This is a genomic window from Sphingomonas sp. (assembly GCF_051962185.1).
In the GTDB taxonomy this organism is placed as follows: Bacteria; Pseudomonadota; Alphaproteobacteria; order Sphingomonadales; family Sphingomonadaceae; genus Sphingomonas.
Genome location: NZ_JBQCCN010000096.1, coordinates 1 through 9,515 on the forward strand (window position 1 = coordinate 1; position 9,515 = coordinate 9,515).

Genomic DNA, 9,515 nt, shown 5'->3' on the forward strand with positions numbered 1-9,515 from the left:
GGCGAACGGCGCAATCGCGGCGCCTCGGCCGCGCCGCGCAAGAGCGGCTCGCGCAAGCCGGCACCGCGCAAGGGGCGGTGATGACAGTTTCATTTGCTCCGCGCGGCCCTCTCGCCTTCCATACCCACCCCGGCGAAGGCCGGGGCCCAGTCGCGATGCTTGACCTGATAGAGCTTCTCGCTTTCCCCTTGGGCAGCTCGATCCTGGCTCCCGGCCTTCGCCGGGGCGGACTATCGCCGGCACCGCTCGCGATCGAGGCAACGATCTGATGCATCCCAATGCCGCGTTCCGCTGGGAAGATCGCGAGGCGATGCGCGCGCTGGTCGCCGAGCTCGGCTTCGGCGCCTTGTTCTGCGGCACGCCCGACGGCCCGCGCGTGGCGCATGTCCCCGTCGTGTGGCTCGACGACGCCACGCTCGGCCTCCATCTCGCGCGCGGCAACGGCATCGTCCGCCATCTCGATGGCGCGAGCGCGCTGTTCGTCGCGCAGGGCCCCGACGGCTATGTCAGTCCCGATTGGTATGGGCTCGACGACAATCAGGTGCCGACCTGGAATTATGTCGCGGTCGAGCTCGAAGGCGTGATGCGGCGGATGGAGCCTGACGCTTTGGTCGCCCAGGTCGACCAACTGACCGCCGAACAGGAAGGCCGGCTCGACAAGGCGCCATGGACGCGCCGCAAGATGGATCCGGCGATCTTCGCCAAGATGACCGGCGCGATCGTCGGTTTCGGGCTGGAGATCGCCGCCTGGCGCGGCACGCTCAAGCTCGGCCAGAACAAGCCCGAGGCGGCTCGACGCGCCGCCGCCGATGGCGTCGAAGCGTCGGGCCGCCGCGGCATCGCGCATTGGATGCGCAACGCATGAGCGGCGCGGCGGCCAAGCTGGCGATCTTCGATTGCGACGGCACCATCGTCGACAGCCAGGCCAATATCTGCCGCGCGCTCGAAGAGACGTTCAGCGAAGCGCGCGTCGAGGTCCCGTCCCGCGACCGCATCCGTCGCGCCGTCGGACTCAGCCTGCTCGAAGTGATGCGCGCTCTGTTGCCCAGCGCATCGCCGGCCGATCATCGGCACCTCGCCCAGGCCTATCGCGACAAATTCTTCGCGATGCGTACCGGCGGGCTGCTCGCCGACGAACCGCTATTCGACGGCATGGGCGCGCTGATCGAGCGGCTGGCCGATGACGGCTGGATGCTCGGCGTGGCCACCGGCAAGTCGGACCGCGGTCTCGACCACATATTGACCACGCATGGCCTCAAGCACCATTTCGTCACGCTGCAGACCGCCGACCGCCATCCGTCCAAGCCGCATCCGTCGATGATCGAGGCCGCGATCGCCGAGGCTGGCGCCGATCCCGCGCGGACCGCGATGATCGGCGACACCAGCTTCGACATCCTGATGGCGGTCAATGCCGGCGTCCGCGCGGTGGGCGTCGCCTGGGGCTATCACCCGGCGGACGAACTGGTCGCCGCCGGCGCGCACGGCGTCGCGCTTGCCGTTGCCGATCTGCCGCATCATCTGGAGGCACGATGACCGATCCCGCCACCCAGGCCCGCAATCGCTGGCTGATCATCACCGCCGTCCGGCTTGTCGCCATCGCCGGGGCGGTGTTCGCCGTCGTGCTGATCGCGCGTGCCCCGACCTGGCCGCCCAAGGCGCTGGGCGTCGCGATCGTGCTGTCGGCGCTGTACATGTCCTGGGCGGTTCCCGCCTCGCTCGCGCATCGCTGGCGCACGCCCGGGGAAGCGCCCACGCGGACGACCAAGACGGGGCGATGAAGCGGTTCTGGAAGGACGTGAGCGTCGACGCAGAGCGCGGCGTGCGGCTCGACGACCGCCGGGTGCGCACGCCCGGCCGCGCGGCGCTGCTGTTGCCGAGCGCGACGCTGGCCGAAGCGGTCGCCGACGAATGGCGCGCGGTGGGCGACGATATCGATCCGCGTGCGATGCCGCTGACCGGCCTCGCCAACGCCGCGATCGACCGCATCGCGCCCGAACCCGCCGCCTTCGCCGCCGGACTGGCCGCTTATGGCGAGAGCGACTTGCTCTGCTATCGCGCCGACGGCCCAGCCGATCTCGTCGCTCGGCAGGCAGCGACCTGGGACCCGCCGCTCGACTGGGCGCGCGACCGCTACGACGTGCATTTCGAGATCGCGACCGGCGTGATGCATCGCCCCCAGCCCGAGGCGACGGTCGAACGGCTCGCCGCCGCGATCGCCGCACGCCCGGCGTTCGAGCTCGCACCGCTGTCGCCGATCGTCACGATTACCGGATCGCTGGTACTGGCGCTGGCCCTGGCCGAGCGGGCAATGCATGCCGACACGGTGTGGGCGGCGGCCAATCTCGACGAGGATTGGCAAGCCGAGCAATGGGGCGAGGACGATCTGGCGATCAAGGCGCGCGAGACCCGGCGGAAGGATTTCGACGCGGCCGCGCGGTTTTTGAGCTTGGTTTAGTGGACTGAAATGGGGGCGAGAGAGCGCGGCGATGCAAGAGAAGTCGTCTGTTGCCGAGCCCAATTGGTCGGACCTTCAATTCGTCATCCCGGGCTTGTCCCGGGATCCGCCCCGCCGCGAGTCATGCCCGTCGTAACGGCGACCATGACGTGCGGCGCGGCAGACCCCGGCACAAGGCCGGGGTGACGGTTTGGAAATAGGGCGCAGGTTAAACCTGAACCAATAAGCGAGGATCCGCGGTGCGCTTGCAGCCCGCCGCTCTCAATTGTCCGGCAGTTTCCGGATGAACCCGATCAGCCCGCGTTGGCGCGAGCGCTTGAGCCGCTCGGCGGTCAGGATCGTCTGGACGCACTCGAAACAATCGTCGAGATCGTCGTTGACCAGGACATAATCATAGCCGTCCCAGTGGCTGACTTCCGATTGTGCGCGTTCCATGCGGCGGTCGATGATCTCCTGGCTGTCGGTCTGGCGCCCCTCGAGCCGCTGGCGCAGCGTCTTGAGCCCGGGCGGCAGGATGAACACGCGGACGACGTCGCCGCCGGCCAGCTGGAACAATTGCTGCGCGCCTTGCCAGTCGATGTCGAACAGGATGTCCTGTCCGGCCTCGAGATCCTTGAACACCGTCTCGCGCGGGGTGCCGTAGCGCTGGTCGAACACGCGCGCCCATTCGAGGAAGGCGTCGTCGTCGACCATCGTCTTGAACGTGTCGGTGTCGACGAAATGATATTCGCGCCCCTCCTGCTCGCCCGGGCGCATCGGCCGGGTGGTGTAGGAGATCGACATCTTGAGCCGGCCGTTCTCTTCCTTGAGCAGGCGATTGGCGATGGTCGACTTGCCCGCGCCCGAGGGGGAGGACAGCACGAACATCAGCCCGCGGCGTTTGAAGCCGGGCGGCTGCGAGGAACGGTGATCGACCATGCGCGCTACTGGCGTGCGCGCGGGGGCCGCGTCAAGCGCTGGCGGGCTGGTTCCCGAACTTGCGCATCAGATAACGCGCGCCGAGCGCCGCGCCGCCGAGCACGATCGCGGCCGGGACGACGCGCTTGGCGACCTTCCACGTCACCACGCCGGCAAGCGCACCGAGCGTCCCGCCCTCCCCGTCGCGACGGTCGATGTCGCGGCCGATGGTGGCGGCAATGAGGTCTCCGATCATGCAGAATCTCCCTGAAATCCGGGGATGAAGCGCTGAATAGTGGCGAAGGTTCCCCGCCGCCCGCCCAGACCGTCATCCCAGCGAAAGCTGGGATCTCAAGCCGCATCGGACCACCGCGCGAGGCCCCAGCTTTCGCTGGGGTGCAAAAAAGACACTAAAGCACTTGCTAAAGTGTTCGCCCCGTCATACTTAAGCACATGCTTAACGAATCACCGTCCCTCGACCGCGTCTTCCACGCCCTCGCCGACTCGACGCGGCGGGCGATGGTCGAGCGGCTGGCGTTGCGGCCGATGTCGGTGAGCGAACTGGCGTCCCCCTTCGCCATGTCGCTTCCCGCCGTGATGCAGCACCTCGCGGTGCTCGAGGAATCGGGGCTTGTCCGGTCGCATAAGGCCGGGCGGGTCCGGACCTGCCGCATCGATCCCCAAACCTTCGGCCTGGTCGAGCATTGGATGGCCGATTGCCGCAGCGAATGGGAAAGCCGGCTCGACAAGCTGGAAGATTACGTCAACACCCTGAAAGGACAGCAGAAATGACTGAAAAGACGATCATCCGCCCGGAACCGCTCGTGATCGAGCGCCATTTCGATGCGCCTCGCGCGATCGTGTTCCAGGCCTGGACCACCGCCGAGCATATGAAGAACTGGTTCAGCCCCGAACATTTCACGACGCCCGAAGCGGTAATCGAATGCCGGCCCGGCGGGCGCTTCGACCTCTGCATGCAGGCGCCCGATGGCCAGAAGTTCTGGAACCACGGCCGCTTCATCGACGTGGTCGAGAACGAGAGCCTGTCGTTCGAGGCCGGCGCGCATGTCGACGACAGCGGCAACGCGCCGTTCGCGGTCAGGACTTTCGTGACCTTCACCGACGACGGCGACGGCTCGCTGATTTCGGTGCGGCAGGAATATGAGATTTACGACGAGAGCGCCAAGGCGGCGATCGGCGGCGCGCCCGAAGGCTGGCGGACGACGCTGGACAAGCTTGAGAGAGAAGTCGCGCGGATCAAGGGGTGATCGAAGAAAGACCCTCACCCTTCCGGCGCTTCGCGCCTCCCTCCCTCTCCCGCATGCGGGAGAGGGAAGGGGCCCGCCGCCGCAGGCGGTGGGAAGGGTGAGGGTCTGTTTCTACTTCTACCGTCCCACCATCTTTTCCGGCCGCACCACGCGATCGAACGTCGCTTCGTCCACCAATCCCAGATCCAGCCCTGCCTCCTTCAGCGTCATCCCTTCGCCATGGGCATGTTTGGCGATCTTCGCGGCATTGTCGTAGCCGATCTCCGGCGCCAGCGCGGTCACCAGCATCAGCGAGCGGTCGACCAGTTCGGCGATCCGCCGCCGGTCGGGCTCGATCCCCTCGACGCAACGCTCGGCGAAACTCTTCATCCCGACCGACAGCAGATCGATCGAGCGCAGCACCGCCGCGCCGATCATCGGTTTGAACACGTTGAGCTCGAGATGCCCCTGCATCCCGCCGACGGTCACCGCTTGGTGATTGCCGATCACTTGCGCCGCGACCATCGTCAGCATCTCGCATTGGGTCGGGTTGACCTTGCCCGGCATGATCGAACTGCCCGGTTCGTTGGCCGGCAGCATCAGTTCACCGATCCCCGAGCGCGGCCCCGATCCGAGCAAGCGGATGTCGTTGGCGATCTTGGTCAGCGCGACGGCCAGGCTGTTCAGCCGCCCCGAGAAATCGACCAACGTGTCGTTCGACGCCAGCGCCTCGAACTTGTTGGGCGCGGTCTCGAACGCGAAGCCGGTCAGCGTCGACAGTTCGGCAGCGATCTCCTCGGCGAACCCGGCGGGCGCGTTAAGCCCCGTCCCCACCGCGGTACCGCCTTGCGCGAGCTTCGACAGCGCGTGGATGACGAACGGCTCGGTGCGGGTGCGGGCAAGCTTGAGCTGAGCGTAGTAGCCCGAAAATTCCTGGCCCAGGGTGAGCGGCGTCGCGTCCTGCAAATGCGTGCGACCGATCTTGACGATATCGTCCCACGCCTTCGCCTTGGCGAGCAGCGCGTCGGCGAGACGATCGATCGCAGGAAGTAGCTGGCGCGTCGCCGCCAGCGCCGCCGCGACGTGGAGCGCGGTCGGGAAACTGTCGTTCGACGACTGGCTCATGTTGACGTCGTCATTGGGATGAACCGGTGTCTTGCCGCCGCGCTTCCCTGTCAGCATCTCGTTGGCGCGGCCGGCGATCACCTCGTTGACGTTCATGTTCGACTGCGTGCCGCTGCCGGTTTGCCAGATCACCAGCGGAAATTGATCGTCGAGCTTGCCCGCGACGACTTCGGCCGCCGCAGCCTCGATCGCATCGGCTTTCTCGGACGCCAGGCCATGTTGCCTGTTCACTCGCGCCGCCGCCTGCTTCACCAGCGCTAGCGCATGGACGATCGCGATCGGCATCCGCTCGCGCTCGCCGAACGGGAAATTCTCGATCGATCGCTGCGTCTGCGCGCCCCAATAGGCATCCGCCGGCACCTCGATCGCGCCGATCGAATCGGTTTCGCTGCGCGTATCGGTCATCACGGTCTCCTGTTGCGGCGGTAACCTCCGACTTGGCGTCACCAAATGCCCGGCACAAGCCTCGCCCGCACGTGCGCCGCATAGTCGCGATAGCCCGGCAGGCGATCGTGAAGCAGCCGATCCTCCCACGCGGTGCGGACGACCAGCAGGATCGAGGCGATCGCGGCAGGCACCAGCCCCCACCAAGAGCCGAGCGCGAGCGGCATGCCCAGGAACATGGCCAGCGCCGCCGAATAACCGGGATGACGGACAAAACGATACGGGCCGGTGTCGATCACCCGCTGATGCCGTTCCGACTGGATGCGCACGCCGGGCTCGAAATAGGGATTGACCGCCTGCGCCCAGCCAGTGACCGCGATCCCCTTGAGCAAAACGACATAGCCCAGGACGACGACCCAGAACGGCACGTGCGACCAATGCATCCGCCCGGCGTCGATGCTCGCGACCGGGATCGTGAGCGCCATGGCCGCGAGGATCACGCCGACCAGCGGCAAGTCCCAGCGCTCGGTCCCCGGCTGGAAGCGGCTGCGCGCGCGATAGATGATCGGGTTGATCTTCGCGATCGCGAGCGCGGAAATGCCGAAGCCGAGGATCAGGATTGCGACGAATATCCAGCCGGGGAGCCATGCCAAGCTACCTGCGGGCAGGAAGATCAGCAGCAACAGCGATAAGGGAAGCGAGATCGCATAGATGACTGCCTTGACTGGCGACATCGCCTGCGGCTCTTGCGGTTGCTCGCCAGTCACGTTCCGCTCCGTCATGCCGGGCCTGTCCCGGCATCCGCCGTGCAACAACGGAGGGCATAATTTGCTGCACGACGGCCCCCGGAACAAGGCCGGGATGACGATCGATTGGATATGGAGTCGCGCTTGTCCGCCGAAGTCGGCCCGGCCAAATGCCAGCCAGTTACTTCTTCCGCTTGAAGTCCACGCTCACGACGTTCGAGCCGTCGTCGACGCGTTCGACATGGTCGTTCTCGGCCTCGTCATGCGGCTCGGGGCCGTCGGGGCCTTCCTGCGCCTGGAAGCGCAATTCGAAATTGACCGCGGGGTCGTGGAATCCGGTGATCGCCGAATAGGGAATATCCAGCTTCGACGGCACCTGATTGAAGCTCAAGCCGACCGAGAAGCGCTCGTCGTCGACGGTCAGGTCCCAGAAGCGGTTCTGGAGGACGATCGTCATCTCGTCGGGGAAGCGCTCGATCAGGCGATCTGGGATGCTGACGCCGGGCGCCTGGGTCTTGAAGGTGATGTAGAAATGATGCTCGCCGGGCAGGCCGCCGCCGGCCGCGACCGAGCCGAGCACGCGTCCTACCACGGCGCGCAGGGCCTCCTGCACGATCTCGTCATACGGAATCAAACTGTCGGGCAGACCATCACTCATGTGCCTTGGGTAGCCGATCAAGACCATGGGTCAAGATTGCATGGTGACTAACACACTCATATGGGGGCGCCATGCGCACTGCGACGATCACCCGCAAGACCAGCGAGACGTCGATAGACGTCTCCGTCAACCTCGACGGAACCGGCACCTACACGGTATCGACGGGGATCGGATTCTTCGATCACATGCTCGAACAGCTCTCGCGCCATTCGCTGATCGATCTCGACGTCGAGACGGTCGGCGACCTCCATATCGACCAGCACCACACGGTCGAGGACACCGGGCTGGCGATCGGCGAGGCGATCGCCAAGGCGCTGGGCGAGAAGCGCGGCATCCGCCGCTATGCCGACGCGCTGTCGCCGATGGACGAGACGCTGACTCGCGTCGCGCTCGACATTTCCGGACGCCCGTTCCTGGTGTGGAAGACCGACTTCTCGCAAAAACGGCTCGGCGAGATGGACACCGAGATGTTCGAACATTTCTTCCACTCGTTCGCGCACACGGCGGGGATCACGCTGCACATCGAGACGCTGTACGGCTCGAACAATCATCATATCGCCGAGGCGGCGTTCAAGGGGCTGGCCCGAGCACTGCGGGAGGCGGTCGAGATCGATCCGCGCAAGGCCGATGCCATCCCCTCGACCAAGGGGACGCTGTGACATGGCGACGGCCCGCACCGACGCGCCGGCCTGCCTGATCCTGATCACCTATGTGGTGCCTCTCGACGAGGTCGACCGGCACATGAAGCCGCATGTCGAATGGCTCGAGCGCGGCTATGCCGAGGGCCTGTTCCTGCTGTCGGGACGCCGCAACCCGCGCACCGGGGGCCTGATCGTCTGTCGCGGGCACAAGGCCGAAGTCGAGGCGCTCGCCGCGAGCGACCCCTTCGTGACCAGCGGCGCCTCGACGATCGAGGTGATCGAGTTCAACGCCAGCATGGCGGCCGACGCGATCGCGGCGGTCTTGGGGGCATGATGGACGCTTCGGCCTTCTCGAGCCCCTCCCCCTCAAGGGAGGGGCTATGACTTTAGCCCTGATCGACTACGGCGCGGGGAATCTCCACTCGGTCGCCAACGCGCTGAAAGCGGCAGGCGCGACCGATGTCGCGATCACCGCCGATCCCGATCTCGTGCGTCGCGCCGATCGCATCGTCCTTCCCGGCGTCGGCGCGTTCGGCGCCTGCGCGGCGGCGTTGCGCGGGGTGCCGGGCATGGTCGATGCGCTCGACCAGCGCGTGCGGCACGACGGCGTTCCGTTCCTCGGCATCTGCGTCGGCATGCAATTGATGGCCGAGATCGGCGAGGAAATGGGCGAGCACGCCGGGCTCGGCTGGATCGAGGGCCGTGTCCGCTTGCTCACCCCGTCCGATCCCGCCGCCAAGGTGCCGCACATGGGCTGGAACGACGTCCGCCCGACCTGCCCTCACCCGCTGATCGAGGCGGGCGAGGCCTATTTCCTGCACAGCTATGCCTTCGAGGGCGCGGACGTGGTCGCGACCACCGATCACGCCGGCCCGGTCGTCGCGGCGATCGCGCGCGACAATATGGCGGGCGTGCAATTCCATCCCGAAAAGAGCCAGCGTTACGGGTTAGCGCTGCTGGAAAGGTTCCTAGAATGGCGGCCATGAAAATCCTCGCCGGAACGGGGAGGGGGACCGCTCGCGCAGCGAGTGGTGGAGGGGCCCCATCCTGCGGCTGCCTCTTGGCTTGTTACTCGTTCGTCGCGGGCCCCCTGCACCAAGCCGCTACGCGCCTTGGTCCCCCTTCCCGTTCCGGCGAGGAATGTTAGTGTCCCTCATCATCTTCCCCGCGATCGACCTCAAGGGCGGTAACGTCGTGCGCCTGTCTGAAGGCGACATGGATCGCGCCACGATCTACGGCGACGATCCCGTTGCCCAGGCTATGGCCTTCGCCGAGGCCGGATCGCAGCATCTCCACATGGTCGATCTCGACGGCGCGTTCGCCGGCGAGTCGGTCAATGGCGACGTCGTCCGCGCGGTGGTC

15 protein-coding genes are annotated in these 9,515 nt (G+C 66.5%); 10 read left to right on the forward strand and 5 right to left on the reverse strand.

Annotation, left to right across the window (positions count from 1 at the left end; genetic code table 11):
* Nucleotides 1-268 precede the first annotated feature (268 nt).
* Genes ACTHJR_RS05740 through ACTHJR_RS05755 form a run of 4 tightly spaced genes read left to right on the forward strand, consistent with a single transcriptional unit; the run spans nt 269 to nt 2,455 of the window.
* Nucleotides 269-865, forward strand: a complete 597-nt coding sequence (locus ACTHJR_RS05740) for an FMN-binding negative transcriptional regulator (RefSeq protein ID WP_440522166.1) — start codon at nt 269-271, stop codon at nt 863-865.
* A complete protein-coding gene (locus ACTHJR_RS05745) occupies nt 862-1,533 on the forward strand; it encodes an HAD-IA family hydrolase (protein WP_440522167.1) in 672 nt (223 codons plus the stop codon). The genes ACTHJR_RS05740 and ACTHJR_RS05745 overlap by 4 nt, the downstream gene beginning before the upstream one ends.
* On the forward strand, nt 1,530-1,778 hold the full coding sequence (locus ACTHJR_RS05750) for a hypothetical protein (protein WP_440522168.1): 249 nt from the start codon (nt 1,530-1,532) through the stop codon (nt 1,776-1,778). The genes ACTHJR_RS05745 and ACTHJR_RS05750 overlap by 4 nt, the downstream gene beginning before the upstream one ends.
* On the forward strand, nt 1,775-2,455 hold the full coding sequence (locus ACTHJR_RS05755) for an ATP12 family chaperone protein (protein WP_440522169.1): 681 nt from the start codon (nt 1,775-1,777) through the stop codon (nt 2,453-2,455). Before ACTHJR_RS05750 ends, ACTHJR_RS05755 begins: the two co-directional genes overlap by 4 nt.
* 261 nt (nt 2,456-2,716) lie before the next feature.
* On the opposite strand, the gene gmk is transcribed toward ACTHJR_RS05755, so the two are convergent.
* Together gmk and ACTHJR_RS05765 are read right to left on the reverse strand one after the other, a co-directional pair.
* Nucleotides 2,717-3,373, reverse strand: a complete 657-nt coding sequence (gene gmk, locus ACTHJR_RS05760) for a guanylate kinase (RefSeq protein WP_440522170.1) — start codon at nt 3,371-3,373, stop codon at nt 2,717-2,719.
* A 31-nt stretch (nt 3,374-3,404) separates the two neighbouring features.
* Complete coding sequence (locus ACTHJR_RS05765) at nt 3,405-3,608, reverse strand: hypothetical protein (RefSeq protein ID WP_440522171.1); 204 nt, start codon at nt 3,606-3,608, stop codon at nt 3,405-3,407.
* Between the two features lie 197 nt (nt 3,609-3,805).
* Between ACTHJR_RS05765 and ACTHJR_RS05770 the strand changes: the two genes are divergently transcribed.
* Both ACTHJR_RS05770 and ACTHJR_RS05775 read left to right on the forward strand, forming a co-directional pair.
* Complete coding sequence (locus ACTHJR_RS05770) at nt 3,806-4,144, forward strand: ArsR/SmtB family transcription factor (RefSeq protein ID WP_440522172.1); 339 nt, start codon at nt 3,806-3,808, stop codon at nt 4,142-4,144.
* A complete protein-coding gene (locus tag ACTHJR_RS05775; protein ID WP_440522173.1) occupies nt 4,141-4,620 on the forward strand; it encodes an SRPBCC family protein in 480 nt (159 codons plus the stop codon). The genes ACTHJR_RS05770 and ACTHJR_RS05775 overlap by 4 nt, the downstream gene beginning before the upstream one ends.
* A 117-nt stretch (nt 4,621-4,737) precedes the next feature.
* Here the strand turns inward: ACTHJR_RS05775 and fumC are convergent, their stop codons facing one another.
* The 3 genes from fumC to ACTHJR_RS05790 form a co-directional block, all read right to left on the reverse strand.
* On the reverse strand, nt 4,738-6,129 hold the full coding sequence (gene fumC / locus ACTHJR_RS05780) for a class II fumarate hydratase (protein WP_440522174.1): 1,392 nt from the start codon (nt 6,127-6,129) through the stop codon (nt 4,738-4,740).
* A 38-nt stretch (nt 6,130-6,167) separates the two neighbouring features.
* Complete coding sequence (locus ACTHJR_RS05785) at nt 6,168-6,875, reverse strand: methyltransferase family protein (protein ID WP_440522175.1); 708 nt, start codon at nt 6,873-6,875, stop codon at nt 6,168-6,170.
* A gap of 160 nt (nt 6,876-7,035) precedes the next feature.
* Nucleotides 7,036-7,512: an SspB family protein gene (locus ACTHJR_RS05790; RefSeq protein WP_440522176.1), complete on the reverse strand. Its 477-nt coding sequence runs from the start codon at nt 7,510-7,512 to the stop codon at nt 7,036-7,038.
* Between the two features lie 71 nt (nt 7,513-7,583).
* On the opposite strand from ACTHJR_RS05790, the gene hisB reads away from it, so the two are divergent.
* From hisB to ACTHJR_RS05810, 4 genes are all read left to right on the forward strand, one after another.
* The gene (gene hisB / locus ACTHJR_RS05795; protein WP_440522177.1) at nt 7,584-8,171 is read left to right on the forward strand and encodes an imidazoleglycerol-phosphate dehydratase HisB; all 588 of its coding nucleotides are present in this window, start codon (nt 7,584-7,586) and stop codon (nt 8,169-8,171) included.
* A gap of 1 nt (nt 8,172) precedes the next feature.
* On the forward strand, nt 8,173-8,487 hold the full coding sequence (locus ACTHJR_RS05800) for a YciI family protein (protein ID WP_440522178.1): 315 nt from the start codon (nt 8,173-8,175) through the stop codon (nt 8,485-8,487).
* Between the two features lie 46 nt (nt 8,488-8,533).
* Nucleotides 8,534-9,139, forward strand: a complete 606-nt coding sequence (hisH, locus tag ACTHJR_RS05805) for an imidazole glycerol phosphate synthase subunit HisH (RefSeq protein WP_440522179.1) — start codon at nt 8,534-8,536, stop codon at nt 9,137-9,139.
* A gap of 160 nt (nt 9,140-9,299) precedes the next feature.
* Nucleotides 9,300-9,515, forward strand: a 216-nt coding sequence (locus tag ACTHJR_RS05810) for a HisA/HisF-related TIM barrel protein (protein WP_440522180.1), incomplete at its 3' end; no start/stop codon positions are given.

What these genes read in the sequence shown, in the direction of transcription:
- ACTHJR_RS05740 (WP_440522166.1), top strand. Translation starts at nt 269, where the DNA reads ATGCATCCCAATGCCGCGTTCCGCTGGGAAGATCGCGAGGCGATGCGC.
- ACTHJR_RS05745 (WP_440522167.1), top strand. Translation starts at nt 862, where the DNA reads ATGAGCGGCGCGGCGGCCAAGCTGGCGATCTTCGATTGCGACGGCACC.
- ACTHJR_RS05750 (WP_440522168.1), top strand. Translation starts at nt 1,530, where the DNA reads ATGACCGATCCCGCCACCCAGGCCCGCAATCGCTGGCTGATCATCACC.
- ACTHJR_RS05755 (WP_440522169.1), top strand. Translation starts at nt 1,775, where the DNA reads ATGAAGCGGTTCTGGAAGGACGTGAGCGTCGACGCAGAGCGCGGCGTG.
- gmk (WP_440522170.1), bottom strand. Translation starts at nt 3,373, where the DNA reads ATGGTCGATCACCGTTCCTCGCAGCCGCCCGGCTTCAAACGCCGCGGG.
- ACTHJR_RS05765 (WP_440522171.1), bottom strand. Translation starts at nt 3,608, where the DNA reads ATGATCGGAGACCTCATTGCCGCCACCATCGGCCGCGACATCGACCGT.
- ACTHJR_RS05770 (WP_440522172.1), top strand. Translation starts at nt 3,806, where the DNA reads ATGCTTAACGAATCACCGTCCCTCGACCGCGTCTTCCACGCCCTCGCC.
- ACTHJR_RS05775 (WP_440522173.1), top strand. Translation starts at nt 4,141, where the DNA reads ATGACTGAAAAGACGATCATCCGCCCGGAACCGCTCGTGATCGAGCGC.
- fumC (WP_440522174.1), bottom strand. Translation starts at nt 6,129, where the DNA reads ATGACCGATACGCGCAGCGAAACCGATTCGATCGGCGCGATCGAGGTG.
- ACTHJR_RS05790 (WP_440522176.1), bottom strand. Translation starts at nt 7,512, where the DNA reads ATGAGTGATGGTCTGCCCGACAGTTTGATTCCGTATGACGAGATCGTG.
- hisB (WP_440522177.1), top strand. Translation starts at nt 7,584, where the DNA reads ATGCGCACTGCGACGATCACCCGCAAGACCAGCGAGACGTCGATAGAC.
- ACTHJR_RS05800 (WP_440522178.1), top strand. Translation starts at nt 8,173, where the DNA reads ATGGCGACGGCCCGCACCGACGCGCCGGCCTGCCTGATCCTGATCACC.
- hisH (WP_440522179.1), top strand. Translation starts at nt 8,534, where the DNA reads ATGACTTTAGCCCTGATCGACTACGGCGCGGGGAATCTCCACTCGGTC.